14 protein-coding genes and 2 pseudogenes are annotated in these 18625 nt (G+C 50.9%); 8 read left to right on the top strand and 8 right to left on the bottom strand.

Features of this window, described 5'->3' with window-relative positions:
- Positions 1-176: 176 nt before the first annotated feature.
- The 4 genes and pseudogenes from ACM1PF_RS29810 to ACM1PF_RS29795 all read right to left on the bottom strand — a co-directional run bounded on the left by ACM1PF_RS29810 (position 177) and on the right by ACM1PF_RS29795 (position 4616).
- Positions 177-269 (bottom strand): pentapeptide repeat-containing protein, encoded by a 93-nt coding sequence (locus tag ACM1PF_RS29810; protein WP_416669955.1) that lies wholly within the window; start codon positions 267-269, stop codon positions 177-179.
- Positions 239-1180: a pentapeptide repeat-containing protein gene (locus tag ACM1PF_RS29805; RefSeq protein ID WP_416669953.1), complete on the bottom strand. Its 942-nt coding sequence runs from the start codon at positions 1178-1180 to the stop codon at positions 239-241. The genes ACM1PF_RS29810 and ACM1PF_RS29805 overlap by 31 nt, the downstream gene beginning before the upstream one ends.
- 52 nt (positions 1181-1232) lie before the next feature.
- A complete protein-coding gene (locus ACM1PF_RS29800; protein WP_416669951.1) occupies positions 1233-2111 on the bottom strand; it encodes a hypothetical protein in 879 nt (292 codons plus the stop codon).
- A 592-nt stretch (positions 2112-2703) separates the two neighbouring features.
- A pseudogene (locus ACM1PF_RS29795) lies at positions 2704-4616 on the bottom strand (transglycosylase domain-containing protein).
- A 176-nt stretch (positions 4617-4792) separates the two neighbouring features.
- On the opposite strand from ACM1PF_RS29795, the gene tyrS reads away from it, so the two are divergent.
- The 4 genes from tyrS to ACM1PF_RS29775 all read left to right on the top strand — a co-directional run bounded on the left by tyrS (position 4793) and on the right by ACM1PF_RS29775 (position 9453).
- Positions 4793-6034, top strand: a complete 1242-nt coding sequence (gene tyrS / locus ACM1PF_RS29790; protein WP_416669949.1) for a tyrosine--tRNA ligase — start codon at positions 4793-4795, stop codon at positions 6032-6034.
- Positions 6035-6278: 244 nt separating this feature from the next.
- Positions 6279-7004 (top strand): orotidine-5'-phosphate decarboxylase, encoded by a 726-nt coding sequence (gene pyrF, locus ACM1PF_RS29785; protein WP_416676859.1) that lies wholly within the window; start codon positions 6279-6281, stop codon positions 7002-7004.
- Positions 7005-7242: 238 nt separating this feature from the next.
- A complete protein-coding gene (locus ACM1PF_RS29780; protein ID WP_416669947.1) occupies positions 7243-7905 on the top strand; it encodes a hypothetical protein in 663 nt (220 codons plus the stop codon).
- A 90-nt stretch (positions 7906-7995) separates the two neighbouring features.
- Positions 7996-9453, top strand: coding sequence for a hypothetical protein (locus ACM1PF_RS29775; protein ID WP_416669945.1), 1458 nt, complete (start codon positions 7996-7998; stop codon positions 9451-9453).
- Between the two features lie 85 nt (positions 9454-9538).
- Here the strand turns inward: ACM1PF_RS29775 and hpsU are convergent.
- From hpsU to ACM1PF_RS29760, 3 genes and pseudogenes are all read right to left on the bottom strand, one after another.
- Positions 9539-10200 (bottom strand): annotated as a pseudogene (gene hpsU, locus ACM1PF_RS29770) (hormogonium polysaccharide biosynthesis acetyltransferase HpsU).
- 142 nt (positions 10201-10342) lie between these two features.
- Positions 10343-11257, bottom strand: a complete 915-nt coding sequence (locus tag ACM1PF_RS29765; RefSeq protein ID WP_416676857.1) for a glycosyltransferase family 2 protein — start codon at positions 11255-11257, stop codon at positions 10343-10345.
- 200 nt (positions 11258-11457) lie between these two features.
- Positions 11458-12390, bottom strand: a complete 933-nt coding sequence (locus ACM1PF_RS29760) for a glycosyltransferase family 2 protein (RefSeq protein WP_416669943.1) — start codon at positions 12388-12390, stop codon at positions 11458-11460.
- A gap of 163 nt (positions 12391-12553) precedes the next feature.
- Between ACM1PF_RS29760 and ACM1PF_RS29755 the strand changes: the two genes are divergently transcribed.
- The 3 genes from ACM1PF_RS29755 to ACM1PF_RS29745 all read left to right on the top strand — a co-directional run bounded on the left by ACM1PF_RS29755 (position 12554) and on the right by ACM1PF_RS29745 (position 15417).
- Complete coding sequence (locus tag ACM1PF_RS29755) at positions 12554-13366, top strand: Uma2 family endonuclease (RefSeq protein WP_416669941.1); 813 nt, start codon at positions 12554-12556, stop codon at positions 13364-13366.
- Between the two features lie 150 nt (positions 13367-13516).
- Entirely contained in the window at positions 13517-14248 is a 732-nt protein-coding gene (locus tag ACM1PF_RS29750; RefSeq protein WP_416669939.1) for a hypothetical protein, read from the top strand.
- Positions 14249-14550: 302 nt separating this feature from the next.
- A complete protein-coding gene (locus ACM1PF_RS29745; RefSeq protein WP_416669937.1) occupies positions 14551-15417 on the top strand; it encodes a DUF1206 domain-containing protein in 867 nt (288 codons plus the stop codon).
- On the opposite strand, the gene ACM1PF_RS29740 is transcribed toward ACM1PF_RS29745, so the two are convergent.
- The gene (locus tag ACM1PF_RS29740; protein ID WP_416669935.1) at positions 15385-17553 is read right to left on the bottom strand and encodes a SpoIIE family protein phosphatase; all 2169 of its coding nucleotides are present in this window, start codon (positions 17551-17553) and stop codon (positions 15385-15387) included. The genes ACM1PF_RS29745 and ACM1PF_RS29740 overlap by 33 nt on opposite strands.
- A gap of 184 nt (positions 17554-17737) precedes the next feature.
- On the opposite strand from ACM1PF_RS29740, the gene ACM1PF_RS29735 reads away from it, so the two are divergent.
- Positions 17738-18598 (top strand): diguanylate cyclase, encoded by an 861-nt coding sequence (locus ACM1PF_RS29735; protein ID WP_416669933.1) that lies wholly within the window; start codon positions 17738-17740, stop codon positions 18596-18598.
- Positions 18599-18625: the final 27 nt, after the last annotated feature.

Genomic DNA, 18625 nt, shown 5'->3' with positions numbered 1-18625 from the left:
CGCTTGAGCAGGGAGGCTTTCAGATACCTACCTCAGCAAAAAGGGCAGGCAAGATGCCCACCCCACAAGAAGTTGCTTTCCGGATCCGATTCTCCCTATGCTGACTGGGCAGGCAAGATGCCCACCCCACAAGAAGCTTGCTTCCTAATCCCCGTAGGGCGAATCACGATTCGCCCCTACTCCCCACTCCCTATCCCCCTCGCCTCACTCAAATCTGCTGCCTGCAAATTGGCAGAGGTCAGGCAGGTGTCTTGCAGGTTTGCCCCCACCAGGCTGGCCCCCACAAATTCGCAGCAGTTAAATTAGCGTTGGATAGGTCGGCTCCGTCCAGGATAGCTCCCCACAAATCCGCTCGCGTCAGATTTGCTTTTGAGAGGTCAGCATGACGTAAATCAGCTCCAGCTAAACTGACTCCGCTTAAGTTTGCCCCTCGGAGGATTGCCCCCGGCACTGCAACGTGGATTCCATTAGCGATCGGATCATAGTCTGGGGGAAACTGGGTTGCTTCATTGCAAACTGCCCCCTGGAGCGAGGCACATTGCAAGGAAGCCGATCGCAGATTTGCGCCAAACAGATTGGCATAACGCAGGTCAGTCTCATTTAAGTTAGACTGCTGTAAATTCGCCCCCGTGAGAATTGCCCTGACTAGCCTTGCCTGAGTCAAATTTGCCTGATGAAAATTCACCCGACTAATGTTGGCATTGCTTAGATCAGATCCCAGGAGATTGGCTCCGGTCAAATTGGCATCCTTTAAGTCAGCATTGTGCAGATCTGCCCCACTCAAGTCAAAATGACTCAAGTTTGCCCGAACTAAGTTTGAGTGCGGGGCAATGATATAGGCTCCCACATTCGACCATTCAGCATCAGTGGGAAATTCTGTGGTTTCATCACAGAGCGACTCATCCAGACGGGTCGATCGCAGATTGGCCTGTTTGAGTTTGGCTCCCCTGAGATCTGCCCGTCGGAGGTCTGCCCCAGCCAGGACGGCACCATTGAGCAGGGCTTCCCGCAAATTGGCATTCTGCAATGTTGCTTCCCCCAGATTAGCCTCTTGCAGATCTGCTTCCCAGAAATCGATTCCAGGCAATACGGCACGGCAGAGGTCAACCTGGCGTAAAATCACTCCACTGAAATCTCTGGTTCCAGCTGCGTACTTTTTCAATAATTCATCGGCATTCATGGTAGCCGTCTTCCCTGAGAATAATGGTTCTACAGCGAGAACAACCAAGCTTTTATGAAATCAATTCAACAGATGCGCTACTCTCTTTGACCCAAACGACGAAGCCCTGATCCTGCTCCGTGATCACCACTTGCTCCCCTCGATTGGCAAGCCGTTGCGCGATCGTCAATGCTTTTTCGCGGATCGGTTGCACCCGGAAAAACCGATAGTATTCTTGATTCCAGTGCAGGGCAAACTGACTGTGATCAGAGGTTGCGGTTTTAATATGACAAGTCTGGCCATGCTTGAGGACTGAAATCAAACTGCACATGGACGGTGAGACTTCAGCCGCTGCATTTGTATTCAATAATTTAGAGGCTTCTTCAATTGTTAACTCTTCAATCGAAAGGTCTTCGAGAGAGGGTTCCTCAACCGCAGCAACTGGATTGAGATTAAACTCTTCTGCTGCTGCAATGAATAAAGGATTTTCTGTAATTGATGGTGGGAACGATCGCCCGTCATCGGCAAGCATACGACCATGACCTTCAAATGGATTGCTTGCTGATGCACCCACTTGAACCAGACTGCGTTTATGACCTGGATCACTGGCAACATAATGATTTGTTGGGTAAACCTGATCTGGAGGACAGAAATTTTCCTCTTGCGTTGACAGGGGTGTATCGGACTCAGCAGATTGCAACCGTCTCAAAATCTCAACTGTGGCGAGGCCAGCCCCAACACTGGAGACAATCGCTAAACCAATGTGACGAATTGCGCCTCCCTTATTTTCACGGTTAAAAACAGGTTGAATTTCACCTTCAAACAGGGGTGGCATATTGATTGAAATCGGTTTAGAATCGGACAGAATGAACGGCAGGGTGAAGCTTGAAAAAGTGGCACAGGAAACTAACACAGCCGGTAAAACGATGTTTTTCAGATGCAATCTACCCATATTGCTTGCTCCAAATTTTAAAGCGACTATAAACTCAAAAGCCGAGTAAGTGGTAGAAATACACCGTGAGTCAAGATTAGATTCAGAACGGATAGTGACATGGCAAATGGCAATTTGCTATGCAGTCCGATCGCAGGAATAAAGACAGGGTACAAATCGATTGGAGATGCACATCAATCGAAGTGGTAAATCGATTGAAGTCCTTGTTAGAAGTTTACGGGGCAGCTAAAGTGAATTCCGGTCAACTCGCTGAGATTGTAAGAAAACTCTCACAATATGCAATAATTTTTCACCTAGAAGCCATTTCTAAATCCAAGGCGATGCTTGAAGCCTCGGTGGAATTAATCTCAAGTTTAGAACAACAACAAGACTCGTGTACTTAATTTGTCCATTCGCAATCAAAACTGCACAATTTCCATCTGCTTTGTGAAGGAACGTTTAAGAGACGATCGCATAACTGGAATCTAAGGTGCACATTCCTTGCACCTTATTGGGATTGTTCAATGATGACTGGGATTGTTCAATAATGACCATTCATCAACCGTGATGGGTGCCCCACCTGAGCAGAACCCAGTGTGATGGATAGACAAAGCTATGGACGCACAAAATTTGAGGCAGGTGGGAATGTCTCAACTGGAACTCCACTTAATGCTTGCTGCATGAAGTTGCGCCAAATCGGAGCGACATAGCCCCCTCCCGTTGCTCCACCGCCAAGGGGGCCATAATCATCGCGGCCAATCCAGACGGAAACAGACAGTTGTGGTACGTAACCAACAAACCAGATATCCCGCTCTGCTGACGTGGTTCCAGTTTTACCCGCTGCTGGACGATCGAGCCGGGCTGCCGTTCCGGTTCCATTGTTAATGACGGCCTGCATCACATCATTCAGAGCAGCTACCGCCCACGGGTCAAGCACCAGTTGGGGGTTCGGCGTATTGTCCAGTAAAATATTACCCTGGCTATCCATCACCTGGACGATCGTGGTGGTTTCCGACTGCCATCCGCCATTGGCAAAGGTGGCAAAGGAGGCAGCCATTTCCAGGGGAGTGAGGTCAACGGCTCCCAGTGGCAGAGAAGTCACAGGCTCCATCGGACTCTTGATCCCCAAAATCCGGCAGATCTCAATCACCCGGTTAATACTCACTTCCTGCCCCAGCCGAATCGCCGGAACATTCCGTGACATGGCCATCGCTTGCCGCATCGACATGGCTCCACCGAAGCTGCGATCGTAGTTTTGCGGCGTATAGTAACCATCTCCGTCAGGATAGCTCACGGGCGTATCCATGATCGTTGAGTCCGGAGCATACCGACCCGTGGCAAAGGCTGCATAGTAAACAAAGGGTTTAAAGGCGGAGCCGGGCTGTCGCAGTGCTTGAACGGCGCGGTTATACTGGCTCTGATCGTAATCTACCCCACCCACCATTGCCTTGACGAAGTGCGTCCGGGGATCAACGGCCACGATCGAAATTTGATCGGCATAAACTCCCTGGTACTGCACCGATGCCAGCCCACTACGCGCCACCTCTTCCGCCAATCGCTGGAGTTCCAGGTCGATCGTTGTCTGTACCCGCATGCCGCCCTTCAGCACAGCATCCTGCCCAAAGCGATCGGTTAATTCCTGCACAACCGCATCGGTAACATAGGGAACCTGGCTACCCTGGAAGGAAGTAATCTGCCCCAGAACAATGGGTTGGGCCCTGGCTTCCTCCGCTTCCTCTGGCGTGATCCATCCTAAAATCTGCATCCGTTCCAGAACGACCGCTTGGCGCTGTTTGGCGAGTTGATAGTTGACAAACGGACTGTACCCTTCAGGAGCCTGAATCAACCCAGCCATCATTGCTGCTTCTGCTAGCGTAAGTTCTGAAGCGCGCTTACTGAAGTAACTTTTAGCAGCGGTTTCTGCCCCATAGGTATTGTGACCCCAGTACACCTGGTTCAAGTACATCTCCAGAATTTGATCCTTGGAGAAAACTTGCTCCAGGCGCAGGGCTAACACCGCTTCCGCCAGCTTCCGGCTGACGGTGCGATCGGGGGACAAAAACAGGTTTTTCACCAACTGCATCGTCACAGTCGAGCCACCCTCAACGGTTTCTCCTTCCTGGAGGTTCGCCAGAAAGGCCCGGTCACGCTGGGAGGATTAATACCGTGGTGAGAGAAAAAGTAGCTATCTTCGATCGCCAGCACAGCCCGCTTCAGGTGGGGCGAGACATTGTTGAGATCGACGACATCCCGGTTGGCCTCATCATGGATGCTGGAGAGCAACGTCCCATTCAAATCGTAGATGTAGCTGGTTTCCGACGGGATATAGTTACGCAGCAGCCGCACATCTGGCAAATTTCGGAAGCTGAGAGCCAAACCAACGAGTCCACCAGCCACTATGGAGCTAGACAACATGGTGATGGTCAGGAGCGTACCCGCAGTCACTTGAGTAACGCCCAGCAAATATCCCACAACCGGATTGGTCGTCCCCGCAGCTTTACTTTTCCGGGACGATTTGGGAGAGATTGGCTTTGATCTGGCAGGGTTGGATGACACAGCTAGTGTTAATTCCTCACAAGTTTTGCAATTATAGTAGGTTGTTTGTTAAACGACCCATTACACTCAAATGAATATTGCAGATTGCAGACAAACATTGCAGAGAGTGTAGCGGATCTTGCGAGTAAATTGCCAAGTAAATATGTATGGCTTCTGATCAACCCACTAAGACTGTAGCGCAATCTTTTTCCTGGCTCCACCGAGGGACAAATGAGATTTTCCCTCACCAGCCAGATTCTACCGATGCCAACGAAAACCTGGAGGTGCGTCTAGCCCAGGCCGATCGCCCCTTACGGATTAAGCTGGGCATTGACCCCACTGGGACAGAAATCCACCTGGGGCATAGCATTGTGATTCGTAAACTCCGGGCCTTCCAGGACGCTGGACACAAAGCCGTGCTGATTATTGGCGACTTTACCGCCCGAATTGGGGATCCCACTGGCAAATCAGAAGTGCGAAAGCAACTAACGGTAGAGCAGGTGAAGCAAAATGCTGAAACCTATCTAGAGCAGGTTCGCCCTATTCTAGACTTTTCTCCAGAGAAATTGGAAATTCGTTACAACTCGGAATGGTTGGCGGGTTTGGATCTGTCCCAAACGCTGGAATTGTTGGGGACGATGACCGTCGGGCAAATGCTGGCCAAGGAAGGATTTGCGGAACGGTACAAAAAAGAAACCCCCATTTATTTACATGAGTTCCTGTATCCCCTGATGCAGGGCTATGACTCGGTAGCCGTACAGGCTGATGTGGAGTTAGGCGGCACGGATCAAAAATTCAACTTGGCTGTCGGACGAGACTTACAGCGTCACTTTGGGCAATCTCCCCAGTTCGGGTTACTGCTGCCGATTTTGGTTGGCACAGACGGGGTACAAAAAATGTCAAAGTCCCTGGGCAACTATGTGGGGCTAATGGATACGGCTCAGGATATGTATAACAAGCTGCAAAAAACACCCGATGCGCTGGTGGAAGAGTACTTCGAGCTACTCACAAATTTGCCGCTTGAACAACTCCCCGAAACTGCCCGCGATCGCCAGGAACTCCTTGCCCTGGAAGTGACCACCCAGTACCACGGAAAAGATGCCGCAGTGGCAGCCCAGCAAGCCGCCAGAGCCGTCGCCGGAGGTAAATTAGATCATGTCGGAGAAGCTGTCGAATTTTCCCTATCTAACGTCAGTTTTCCCGCCAAGCTGTTCTACATCCTCAGTGCGGCCGGACTATGTAGCAGCAGTTCTGATGCCCGTCGTCAAATTCAGGGAGGAGCCGTCCGCCTGGAGGGTGAACCGATCAAACAGGTCGATCGCACCTTCGAGTCGGCAGAGGAGTTGGAAGGCAAGTTGCTGCAAGTCGGTAAGCGGAAGTTTGTCAGGCTGGTGAGGAGTGAGGAGTGAGGAGTGAGGAGTGAGGAGTCAGAAGTAGGGTAGGCAGTGCTCATCACCAAGCTCCTGATCAGGTTTCAAAGCTCCCGATCGGTTTTCAAAGCCTTTGGTGGGCAGTGCCCACCTACATTTCTCCTCTCCCTCCTTCTCCTTTTCTCCTCTCCCTCCTTCTCCTTTTCTCCTCTCGACTCCCGACTCCCGACTCCTTCTCCCTCCCCACTCCCCATTCCCCACTCCCCACTCCCCATTCCCTACCATGCTCGATCGCATTATTGTTCCCCTCGACGTTCCCTCTGAAGCGGATGCGCTGGCCCTGCTCGATCGCCTGCCCGATGTCACCTTTTGGAAAGTGGGGTTGGAGTTATTTACCAGCACTGGAGCCGGTATTCTCAACATCCTGAAGGAACGCCAGAAGCGGATTTTTTTGGATCTCAAGTTTCATGACATTCCTAATACAATGGCAGGAGCCTGTCGGGCAGCAGGGCGGTATGGGGTGGATTTGCTGACGGTTCATGCGGCGGCGGGGCAGGAGGCTCTCAGGGCAGCTCAAGCGGCGGCAGAGGCAGGCGCGGCAGAGGCAGGGTGTTCTCCACCGAAAGTGATTGCGATTACGGTGCTAACGAGTCTCACCCCGCGATCGCTGGCCTTTGAACTTAAAATTCCCCTGGAGTTAAATGACTATGCCCTGCAAATGGCTTTGCTGGCCCAGGAGAGTGGACTGGCAGGGGTGGTTTGCTCTCCCCAAGAAGCAGCGCAACTGCGGGACGTTTGTGGTCAAGATTTTTTGCTGGTTTGTCCGGGGGTGCGTCCCCGCTGGGCAGAGGCGAAGGATCAGAAACGAACCCTAACCCCTGAGGCAGCCTTCAAGGCAGGGGCAGATTATTTAGTGGTTGGTCGTCCCATTACAATGGCAGAAGATCCGGCAGCCGCATTTCAGCGAATCGGTCAGGATTTGACGGGAGAGGAGGGAGGCAAGTTATAGCCTGGAAAAATATAGCCTCAGTAGATCGCAAACCCTGTTTAGATCCCCCCTAGCCCCCCTTAAAAAAGGGGGAACCGATCCAAAAGAGGTTTGAAGTCCCCCTTTTTAAGGGGGATTTAGGGGGATCAACAGCAGGCAGTGCCGTGAATGCAATTCATTTTCGATCTACTGAGCCTGGGGAAGATATAGCCTGGACAAAAAATTGTGTAACCCGGTTCGGCTGAGGGAGGAAGAAGCGATGGAGGATGGGCTTCAGCAATGGCAAGCGGCGATCGTTCGTTGGGGTAGCAGGTTACTCCTGGGTGGACTAGCGTTGGGAATCATGCCGTCTTTGCCAGTGACATCCTTCGCTGGGGAATCGCTACCACAGAGGGATCGAGGGACGATCGCCAGCTCGGAAACCCAGCGCACTATGGAAACTCAGTACATTCGCCCACTCATGCAGTGCCCCAATGAGTTAGAGGAACTACTGCCGCTGTTGTTGCGGGACTTACCCAGCTATGCCAATCGCGTCAATCAACGGGCTTATCCCTTGGACTGGCGAACGCAGAATAATATACCGGGGTACGTCCTGCTGGTAGACCGTCCAGAATTGGAACCGCTACCCCTTGTCTCCAGGGAGTACACCCCCCTCCGAGAAGACGACACTACGCAAATTTTCTTTACCACGCTGGAACGCCAGTATGTCCCCAATACTTCGGTACGGTTACAGCATCACCATTGGGCCTTTTTGACCCAAACGACCCGTGGCTGGCGACTGGTCTTTCTGTTTTCAGCGATCGGCAATGTTCCAGCTAATGAACCGTCTACTCCCCCTCAGGATAGTAGCCAGGGTGTGATTGCTCAGGCCATGCGATTGTGGCTCAGAGATTGTCAGGCTGGGAGTATCCAACCGCTTTAGGTTAACCAATATTGCGAATGGCTATGATCGCAACAGCAAACCATGCGATCATGCCTGTAAAATGGCTTCGGTTCTGTCTAGCGGAGGTTCATGATGACATTATCAGTAGCTAATCCGGAGCAATGGAATACAGAGTACGATGCTGCCTCCGTCAAACAGCAGTACGATATGCTCCTGGATGCACTGTCCCAACCGCTCACTCCAGACCTGATAGAAGACCTGGATCTGGGGCTGCTGCTGGCAATGATGCGCGATGAGTTGGTTCATAAAAATCAGCTTGAGAAAGCCGTTGCGTTGCTTCATGTATTACACCAACAGCAGCCTGAGTTCCATCAAGCAGAATTCCCCTTTCTGGATAGTTTGCTGATTGAGTATTTTCTTTACAAAAACGATCTGGAGCAGGTGCGGGAAGGGCTAGGACAATTCCTGCTCAATCCGGTTGAGGACATCGATCAAACGTTGATGACGTTGGATTACCTGAAGCTATACGATGCCAGAGATTTGGCGATCGAACTGTGTCAGGCGGCCTACGAACCCGTGAAGGATTCTCCCATGGTGATTCGGGGGACTGAAATGGAGTTCAGCAATGTGTTGCTGTACGATCGAATGCAACGTGCCTATGAACAGCTTCAGCAGGATGAATCGGTTGACTGGGATGCATTTCTAGAGGAAACCGTGCGGTATGGGTTTCCCAAAAAGCCGAAGTGGATTGCCGAAATTCAGCAAAGTCTAACGACGGAAGTCGAAAAAAATCCAGCTTTCCTGGCCCAGTTTAAGCGCGATCGGGCCGCAGCCCTTCGTACCCTCTCCATTGGCTTTTATCAATACATGGCCAAACAAAAGCAAATGAGCTTTGTTTGCAGTTATGCCATTTGGAAATCAGTAGTGAACTTCCTGGACAATCGACAAATTCCCAACAAAAAGCTTTCCCAACCCGAACTTTACTTTGCCTTTGAGCAGGATGACCTCGATTACACCGTTCACCAGATGATTGGTGGGTTGCTGTCTATGACTCAGGCGATCGGCTTCGGATTGCTATGGGGAATGTCCTATGTGTATGACTTTTTGCTTGCCAAACAAATGATTTCCGATCAAGTCCATCAGCAGGCAATGACTGGCATTCACGATCTCAAAAGCGCGATCGTGGAAGACTACCCCAAGCTGTGGCGGTTTGATTTTGTCCATCGGTGGCAACCCCCCGATAGCGTCTCGGCCGAAGAATTTGCAGCGGAAGCCAGTCGGTTTGCAGCCAGCCTTGAACCCGTTGAACCCCTGAGTGATGAGCCGGGAGGAGGACTAACCGAGCAGTCGTTCATTGATAGCTTGAAGCGGCATATGCCACCTGATGTCCAGGAAGCCCTTGCTCAATTGATGGCAAAAGAGGACAATTTTGCCGAGGCAGACGAAGAAGAGTACGTTCCGCCGATCGTTCGGTTTCAAGAACCGGATTATGATTACGAACCGCCTAAAAAGCCTAAGTCTGCGTTGAAGTTAGCATCTGAGCTGCCCGACAAGACACCCAAGTCATCGAAGCGCAAGAAGCGTTGAGGGCTGGATATCGCTGGGGTTGAATATCCCTTGAGTGGTTGTATTCAGGCGATTGTACTCAGGCAATTGTACTCAGGCGATCGCATTAACTCAGCTTCACTTCCCTCTGGTAGCGAGGTTGACAGGGATTTCCCCAGCACACCTGCTGCTCCGGCATCGACTTGAACACACTGCTCCGGGCCCCAATCACGGCATTGGCTCCAATCGTCACCCCCGGAGCCACAAAGCAATCTGCTGCCACCCAAACCCCATGACCCACCTGAATCGGAGCTGTTTGTAAACCGAACGCCGGATCCTGAATATCGTGGCTTCCAGTACAGAGATAGCTTTTCTGAGAAATCACGCAATGTGCCCCAATCCAAATCTGATCCAGGCTATACAGCACCACATCATCACCAATCCAGCTATACTCACCGATCGTCACTTTCCAGGGATAGGTAAATCGAGCTGTTGGCCGAATAATCACCCCGCGTCCAATTTTGCCCCAAATAGCCGCAACACTGCAATTCGAGGTGCATGGAAACTGTGAGGAGTCAGCGGAAACACGATCGCCTGCACCAACCACCACAGCAAGATCACCCATCCTGAACGACCGCGATCGAAGTGGGATTGGTTGTAGTGGTGGAGGTTAGTGAGTGTTGAGGACTGAGGACTGAGGACTGAGGACTGAGGACTGAGGACTGAGGACTGAGGAGGGAGGGGGAAGGAGGGAGAGGAGAGGTTTTGGGGAGAGGTTGGAGGTTGCATAGTTTGGAGGGGGTTTGGAGGGGATTTGGAGGAAATTTAGATTAGCTCTGTTGGTTCTTTTGGCGATCGACGGAAGCACGGAGTCCGCCGATGATGCGCGAGACTTCTTCAGTCCTCAACACTCAGCCCTCAGCCCTCAGTCCTAACTCACCGATCGCACCGTCGCCGGAGCGGGAGACTTGTTTAACTGACCATTAAATTGCTGGATTTCGTGGAGTTTGACCCCGATTTGATACTCGTACTGACTGAGTAAACGAGCGTAGATGTAGCCAGCTTTGCCATCCAGGAAACCCAGGCGGATGAAATAGGACAAGATAAACCGAAGCAAGGGTTTGAAGGGAAGACGCACCCAGATTTTCTTGAGGAACCGCTTACGCTGCACCGAGTCTCCAAGTAGATTTGCGCCGATCGTCCCGCCTTCGCCCATGCCGGTCAGCAAGTTGTAATAGACCCTGGCTTCCCAGTTGGAATAGCGGTTATGACGCTCCAACCATTGAAAAATATCGCGGAAGTCAATGTGCAGCATATCTTCTTTGAGATAGCCCACTTTCCCTTCCAGAACAACGTGTTCATGAACTTCGTTATCTCCGGTATTGCGGATTTCCTCAGTATTCAAGTTTTCGTATCGTCCTTTTTGATGTCGAAACAGACGCAAATTCCAGTCAGGATATTTGCCACCATGCCGAATCCATTGCCCCAGGAAGAAGACCCGTCGATTCAGGTAGTAACCGGCATATTCCGGATTTTGAATCGCTTCTGCAATTTCATCCCATAATTCGGGAGTAATGCGCTCATCACAATCGACAATTAGCACCCACTCATTGCGAAAGGGCAAATTCTCCAGCGACCAGTTTTTCTTCTTAGGCCACCGGCCATTGAACTGAAACTGGACGACGGTTGCACCACGCTGTTCGGCAATCTCAATCGATCGATCGGTACTCTGAGAATCCACCACAAATATTTCATCGGCTCTGACCACGCTTTCCAGGCAGGCAGGCAGATTGGCTTCTTCGTTTTTAGCAGGAATTAGGACGGAGATGGGGAGTTTGGTAGTCATAGGGAGTGGGGAGTGGGGAATAGGGAGTAGGGAGTAGGGAGTGGGGAGTAGGGAGTAGGGAGTGGGGAGTGGGGAATAGGGAGTGGGGAGGGAGGAGAAAAGTAGGGTGGGCACTGCCCACCAAAGGCTTTGAAAACCGATCAGGAGCTTGGTGGTGAGCACTTCTGACTTCTGACTCCTGGCTCCTCACCCCTCACTCCTCACTCCTCACTTCTCTTCTTAACCATTCCCTCGATCGCCGCTTTGAGATAACCAATTTGCCCGTAGGCATAGGCGAAGCTGTCAAAACGTTGGGCGGGGTGGTTAAAGTATTTGAGGGATTGATAGAGTCCACGGAGGAATCGTTCTGTGCCGCGCCGGAGTTGCCCCCAACCGGCTCGTCCGGCTAGCTGTTCCCGGTAACACTCGCTGATACCCTGCCACCAGCCCCGGCTAAGGAACCAGGAGCGGTTCAGGCGTTCGGGTGCAACGTGATGGGCGACGATCGCATTAGGGAGGTAAGCAACCTGCCAGCCTTGAGCTAGAGCGAGTTCCGTCATCCGCAGTTCTTCATTAGATAAGAGGGATTTACCGACTCGTCCCAGGTTGAGATCAAAGCCGCCTACTTGCTCCAAAAAGTCTCGACGGATAGAGTAGTTTAGCCCTCTGGGTGTCAGGCTGGGACGATCGATGTACACGACTTCATCCCCCAAGTCATAGGCTCCCAAATTTCCAGCTAGCCCTGGAGAGAGCCATCGGGGGGGAGTAGTGCCTGCTGCCCAGAGGAGGGTGACTTTACCGCCAGCGATCGCCAGTTGTTCATTCTGTTGATAGGCCTGATATAGGTCGCTTAACCAGGATGGGGTAGCCACTGCATCATCATCGAGATAGGCCAGAATTGGGCTTTGCGCGACCTTCGCTCCGGTATTTCGCGCCACTGAAAGTCCAGTAACAGGTTCATAGACATACTGCAAACGTGGATGGGGTAAGCGAGATTCGACGACCTCACGGGTTCGATCGCTTGAGGCATTGTCTACCACAATCACCTCAAACTCGCCAGCAAAGGTTTGTGCTAGCAGGCTATCGATCGCTGCTCCTAAGTAGGCATCTCGATTGTGGGTACAAATGATGGCAGAAATCTGCGGTTCGGGCATAGACATTGCCTCGCAGGCGCAACTGACGTGAACTAGCACCTAGAATGCCCAAACAGTGGGACGGAGTATCAGAAGCAGTGATCAAGGTTGGATGGACTTCTAAGGGCTAACGATGGCTAAAATAGCTCTATAGGTCGTTTTCCAAGTTGCGAAAGAGGTTGTCATGTCTTTTGCCAGATCCATCGAGCAAACCGATCCTCCCCGTCCTCCCAGGGAAACGCTGCCCACCATGTATGACTTACCCAGCGAAGATCCGGAGGAACCTGGCTTGCCGGATGAATTTCATGACTTTCAACCTGAGCTATTGCGGATCACCTTTCAGCCTCCCTCCCATCAACCAGAGCAGGTGTTTAGCGCCAGTGACATGAACCTCTACTACGATGTCCGCTATCCCAACTGGTATAAGCGACCCGATTGGTTTGGCGTGGTGGGTGTGCCCAGGCTTTATGAAGGACGAGATTTACGCCGCAGCTATGTGATTTGGCAAGAGGGAATCAGTCCGGTGGTGGTGGTGGAATTGCTGTCGCCGGGTACAGAGGATGAAGACCTGGGACGGGTTGAACGGGAAAATGATCAACCGCCCACCAAATGGCAGGTTTATGAGAAGATTTTGCGAATCCCCTACTACATTGTCTTTAGTCGCTACACTGAATGCCTACAGGTTTTTACCCTTCAAGCCGGACAGTATCAAGAGCTTGATCTCCGGGAACCGAAGATCTGGATGCCAGATATTGGGTTGGGGTTGGGTTTATGGCAGGGAGAATATGCCGGGATTCATCGGCTCTGGTTGCGCTGGTATGATGCGAAAGGGCACTGGATTTCGACGGAAGCGGAGCAAGAACGCCAACGGGCCGAGCAGGAACGCCAACGGGCCGAGCAGGAACGCCAACGGGCCGAGCAGGAACGCCAACGGGCGGAACGACTGGCGGAACGGTTAAGGTTCCTGGGAGTTGATCCAGATGAGGATACTCCATAGGATAAGCGTTTGAATTCGGATTTACCGTTCTCCGAAATCCAAGGCTCAGGATCATGGATTAAATAACCTGTAAATCGTTTTTGCTGACTGGACGAGCAAGATGCCCACCCTACAAGAATTTCAGATTATTCAGTTCGCATTCCTCAAGAAATGGAAATCCTTAGTTTATTACTGGCGATCGCCCTGGCTCTGATCCACATTTCAGCATCGAGCTGGAAATTTCTGGAACTCATCCCGCAGCGTCGCTGGAAGTCTTTAGCAGGAGGGGTTTCCATCGCTTACTTATTTCTTGATATATTGCCGGAACTCAGTCATTCTCAGGCGCAGCTCGAAGATATCGATATTCCTTTCCTGGCGTTTTTAGAGGATCACGTTTACCTGCTGTCTTTTGTGGGACTCACGGTATTTTATGGCTTAGAAAGTTTAGCTTTGCGATCGCGCACGTTTAATCAACATACTCAAGGACGGGATTGGACGAGTCTGGAGATTTTTGGGCTACATATCTTTTCCTTTGCTGTTTACAATGCCATTCTGGGATATCTTCTGCAAGAGTTTGCCCAGCAGGGAGTAACCGCATCTATCTTATTTTTCATTGCCTTTGGGCTGCATTTTATGGTGAACGATCGCAGCCTCAGAGAACACCACAAGCATTTATACGATAAGTACGGACGCTGGATCCTGGCAGGAGCTATTGTCGCGGGGGCCGTGTTGGGAGAAACCCTTGCAGTCCATGAAGGAACGATCGCAGTTATTCATGCTTTGATTGCCGGAGCGATTATCCTCAATATTCTCAAAGAAGAACTACCAGAGGAACGGGAAAGTTGCTTCTGGTCATTTTTGACAGGCGCGATCGCCTATGGAGTACTCATTTTTCTAGTTTGAAGTATTTGGAGGTTGACCTTGCCTCTACCTTCGGATGGAGGACGAAAGGAAGCTTCTGTTGACTTCAGATAGACGCTACTAGAGCCAATTTCTACGAAACTAGGAGATGTTTTTGTTACGTTGTGATGGTATCTAACTGTACTCACGTGCTGTTCACTAAACCAGGGTGACTGATTGTAAGATTCTGGCATTTTCTTGAGTTCAGATGTTCGATCGCCCTCTAATCCTTGATTGAGTCAGATCGAGCAGTTATTCATTTTTCCATAACATTTCCCATAACACTATTTTCTTCAATCACAGGTATGTCACAGCACCATTCACCTCAAAAAGCATTAAAGCGTCCGATTAAGCGAGCCGCTTCCCATCCCTGGGTGGAATCCCTGGCTCGATTTGGCTATACTGCGAAAGGATTAGTGTATCTTACGATCGGCTGGCTGGCGGCCCAGGCGGCTACAGGATCAGGCGGCAGAACCACCGATACAGAGGGTGCGCTACACACGTTGATGATTCCACCGTTTGGTTCAATGATTTTGGGTGTCGTGGCGATCGGATTGCTTGGCTATGCCCTCTGGCGAATTGTCCAGGCTTTGCTCGATCCGCTCCATTCCCATGAGAAAGTCAGCCTGAAGCGAGTTTTGCAACGACTGGGATATGCCTTCAGTAGCCTGGCCTACTGTGGATTGGCAATCACTGCCGTTAAGTTGATCCTGGGAGCAGCCAGTGTATCGGGGGGTAACGGTGATAGCAGCAATACACCTCAGGATTGGACGGCCCGCTTGCTGGCTCAGCCCTTTGGGCAATGGATAGTTGGGCTTGGCGGCTTGTTGACGATCGGCTTGGGGGTGTCCTACCTTTATCAGTCCTATAAGCTGAAGTTCCGAGATGAGTTTAAGCTGAATGAGATGAACACCACAGAGCGATTCTGGACAATTCGTCTGGGTCGCTTTGGAATTGCAGCACGGGGAATCGTATTTGGCGTAATTGGGATTTTCCTGATCATCGCTGCGTGGAAATTTGATCCCAGTGAAGCGATCGGACTGGGGGGTGCCCTGCAAGCTCTGGCAGAACAACCCTTTGGTTCATGGCTGTTGGGGAGCGTCGCCTTCGGGTTTATTGCCTACGGCATTTACTCGGTGTTAGAGGCGCGTTATCGGCGGATTGTTGGTTGATGGTTCGTTGACTTTTTTCAACACTACAAGCGTAATGTCATCCAGTACCGCCCGATCGCCAATATGTTGCTGAACATCGGCAATGATTGCGCGACGAATCTCGATCGCAGACTGTTGCCAGTAGTGTTGAATTTGCTCCATTAAGCGTTCCAGTCCATAAAGTTGCTGTTGGTCATTCTCCGCTTCGATCACACCGTCCGTGTATAGAACAATGCCATCTCCTGGAGCCAAATGAATGGGAACCTGGGCGACAAACTCTGTGATGTCATCGACCATACCCAGGGGAAATCCCAGGTCGATCGTATCAACCCGCTCAATGTTGCCGTCTGCCCGGACGACCAGTACTTCCTCATGCTGTCCGGTCAGCCAGAGCTGTTCATCTCGATAGTCCAGCAGAGACAGCGTCAAGTTTTTCCCTGGACTCATGCGCTGGACGTTTTGATAAATGACCTGATTGACGGCATTCAAAAAAGTAGCAGGAGCCGCATCGTTAGCCGCAGCAAGGGCCCGAATTGCAGTTTGTGCCATGATCATGAGTACGCCACTTTCCAATCCATGCCCCGTCACATCCCCAATGCCCACCAGCACTCCAGCTTGACGCTGAATCACATCATAGTAATCTCCACCCACCTCCGTTGCCACTTCCATGAACCCAGCAATATCCAGATCTGGAATTTGGTTAAGTTCCTGCTCTTTAGGCAAAATCATTTGCTGTAATTGCCGTGCGACATTCAGTTCTGCTCCCATCCGCAGGTTATCTTCTTGTAATTTCTCATTCAATAAATTGATTTCATCATTGGCTGCTTTGAGTTCAGCCGTACGGTCTTCCACACGGGCTTCCAGCGTTTGATTAATGTGTTCCAATTCGGTAAAGGACTGACGCAACTGCCCTGCCATCTGGTTGAAGGACTGCCCCAGGGTGTCGATTTCCTCAATGTTATGAATATCAACCTGCTGGTCTAAATTTCCCTGGGCAATTAATTGGCTAGCGCGACCCAACTGTGAAATCGGGCGAGCCACCCAGCGCGCAATTAGAATTCCCGATAGGGTCGTTGCCCCCAAGGTCAGCAGGCACAGCCAGAAGGTGGTGCGGGCACTGGCATGAATTTGAGCCATAAAATCTGATTCGGGCACAACCAGAACAATCAGCCAATCTAAACCTCGATCGTTTTGTAAGGGCAACACCTGAACAAACTGCCGTTCCTGGTTGAGGCTAAAATCTAACTGCTGGGCTTCTGTCAGGTCAGAAAAATCCCCAAACTGAGCCTTTAAGAAGTGGGCCGTTTCCCGGATCAGGGATTCAGTGCTTTCAGTGGCCTGAATCAGAGTAATGCGATCGCCTTGCTGTACCGTGATGGGTTCATCGGTTGAACTGGAGACTAATGTACCCGATCGCTCCATCACAAAGGCTTTGCCCGTTTGCCCGATGGATAAATTTGCCAGAAATTGCCGAAACTCCTGGGGCAGCTTCACATCGATCGCACAGACTCCAATCAGGCGATCGTTCGCATCATAAACGGGTTCGCTGGCTGTGAGGGTTGGCAGCCCCGTCAAAAAGTCAGAATAGACCTCCCCCCAGGTGGCAGATCCGGTTTCAACGGCTGACTTGTACCAGGGACGTTGCCGGGGATCGTAAGGATTGCCAACTTCCACCAGAGCTTGCCGATTGCCATTGACATCAATGTCGTAGGAAAACAGGTCGTATTCTGAAGCGGCATTGCTCACCCACATTCCTGGTGGTGCAAAGCGATCATCCGCAGGACGATAGACCCCCAGATATTCTCCAGACTCATCCCCGCAGTAAGAAGCATAGATAAAAGGAGAAAGTTGTACCTGGCGCAAAAACTGGGCTGCATTCTGGCTATTCTGTAAATCGACTTGTCCCTGGGCCAGGCTGGCTGCGTTGATGTGGTTGAATTGGTAGGGGCTTTCCAGATAGAGGTTCAATTCCGCTTCAATCCGAGAACTCATTTCCTGGCGGAGCTGTGAAGCCAGCCGACCCACGCTTTCCCGACCGCTTAAAAAAGTTAAATAACCCGTTACCCCCACGGCTGCTGAAAGTTGCAATACAAAGGGAATAATCAGTAGATGACGAAGCGAAATTTTACGGGAGGTAAGCTTTAATAAAGATTTCATTTTCTAGTCAGGGTTGCGGTGGTTTACCGATCATTCCTTATTAATACCCATGTTTGTCCCTGTAATATCACGTAATCCCTCCTAAAACCTCAGCTATAACTGCGATTTTTACGGATAAAACAGATTAATGAGTAGATGAAGCGATCGAGTTGGTAAAGTCATGGTATAGACATTACAGTGCACTATGGAATCCCAGACGCAAGATGAAATTCAGGAGCAATCACTTTTGGCAGAAATTGAGCGACTGCGCCAGGAAAATGAGCAGTTACGGCAAATGAATCAAGATTTAAGCATTTCTCTCTTTACCACGGCTGAACATGGCGATCTGATTGAAGCGGAACTTCATGAGACTAATTTGCGGCTGAAGGAAGAAGTGAAGGAACGAATGCGGGCTGAATCCACCCTTCACGCCCTTGTAGAAATGATTCTTCGAGAGAAGGATGATCTAGAAACGATCGTTCAAACCATCATGGAGCATGGTGATGTTGTAGATAGGCAGTGGGAAAATAAGCTAACTGAAGTGACGGAACTGGCCAACTGCGACAGCTTAACCCACATCGCCAATCGTCGCCGGTTTGATGAGTATTTAGACCAGCAATGGCAACAGATGAGTCGATCGCACCTGCCGCTCTCAGCCATTTTGTGTGATGTTGACCATTTCAAAGACTATAACGATACTTACGGGCATTTGCAGGGCGATCATTGTTTGCAGCAAATCGCGCAGATCCTCAGTCAACAAATCAACCGTCCCGCTGATCTCCTGGCTCGTTATGGAGGGGAAGAGTTCGCGGTGGTGTTGCCTCAAACGTCTCTGCGGGGCGCACTACAGGTTGCTGAAAAGCTTCGCGTTGCGGTACGGGAGTGCCAGATTCCCCATTGCCAATCTGAAATCGATTCTGTCATCACCATCAGTGTAGGGGCCGCTTGTGTGGTTCCAACCTTGTGCGGCACTCCGGCACTCCTGATGGATCAAGCAGATCGAGCACTCTACCTCGCAAAACAGCATGGCAAAAATCAGGTCATGTCGCTGTCAGTCACACCCTAACCCCTGAGGTTGTCGATCGCCATAGAA

It is taken from the genome of Egbenema bharatensis FJBBOT/2019 (assembly GCF_048077055.1).
Lineage (GTDB): Bacteria > Cyanobacteriota > Cyanobacteriia > Elainellales > Elainellaceae > Egbenema > Egbenema bharatensis.
This window is presented reverse-complemented; position numbering and strand designations above follow the sequence as displayed.

What these genes read in the sequence shown, in the direction of transcription:
- ACM1PF_RS29805 (WP_416669953.1), bottom strand. Translation starts at nt 1,180, where the DNA reads ATGAATGCCGATGAATTATTGAAAAAGTACGCAGCTGGAACCAGAGAT.
- ACM1PF_RS29800 (WP_416669951.1), bottom strand. Translation starts at nt 2,111, where the DNA reads ATGGGTAGATTGCATCTGAAAAACATCGTTTTACCGGCTGTGTTAGTT.
- tyrS (WP_416669949.1), top strand. Translation starts at nt 4,793, where the DNA reads ATGGCTTCTGATCAACCCACTAAGACTGTAGCGCAATCTTTTTCCTGG.
- pyrF (WP_416676859.1), top strand. Translation starts at nt 6,279, where the DNA reads ATGCTCGATCGCATTATTGTTCCCCTCGACGTTCCCTCTGAAGCGGAT.
- ACM1PF_RS29780 (WP_416669947.1), top strand. Translation starts at nt 7,243, where the DNA reads ATGGAGGATGGGCTTCAGCAATGGCAAGCGGCGATCGTTCGTTGGGGT.
- ACM1PF_RS29775 (WP_416669945.1), top strand. Translation starts at nt 7,996, where the DNA reads ATGATGACATTATCAGTAGCTAATCCGGAGCAATGGAATACAGAGTAC.
- ACM1PF_RS29765 (WP_416676857.1), bottom strand. Translation starts at nt 11,257, where the DNA reads ATGACTACCAAACTCCCCATCTCCGTCCTAATTCCTGCTAAAAACGAA.
- ACM1PF_RS29760 (WP_416669943.1), bottom strand. Translation starts at nt 12,390, where the DNA reads ATGCCCGAACCGCAGATTTCTGCCATCATTTGTACCCACAATCGAGAT.
- ACM1PF_RS29755 (WP_416669941.1), top strand. Translation starts at nt 12,554, where the DNA reads ATGTCTTTTGCCAGATCCATCGAGCAAACCGATCCTCCCCGTCCTCCC.
- ACM1PF_RS29750 (WP_416669939.1), top strand. Translation starts at nt 13,517, where the DNA reads ATGGAAATCCTTAGTTTATTACTGGCGATCGCCCTGGCTCTGATCCAC.
- ACM1PF_RS29745 (WP_416669937.1), top strand. Translation starts at nt 14,551, where the DNA reads ATGTCACAGCACCATTCACCTCAAAAAGCATTAAAGCGTCCGATTAAG.
- ACM1PF_RS29740 (WP_416669935.1), bottom strand. Translation starts at nt 17,553, where the DNA reads ATGAAATCTTTATTAAAGCTTACCTCCCGTAAAATTTCGCTTCGTCAT.
- ACM1PF_RS29735 (WP_416669933.1), top strand. Translation starts at nt 17,738, where the DNA reads ATGGAATCCCAGACGCAAGATGAAATTCAGGAGCAATCACTTTTGGCA.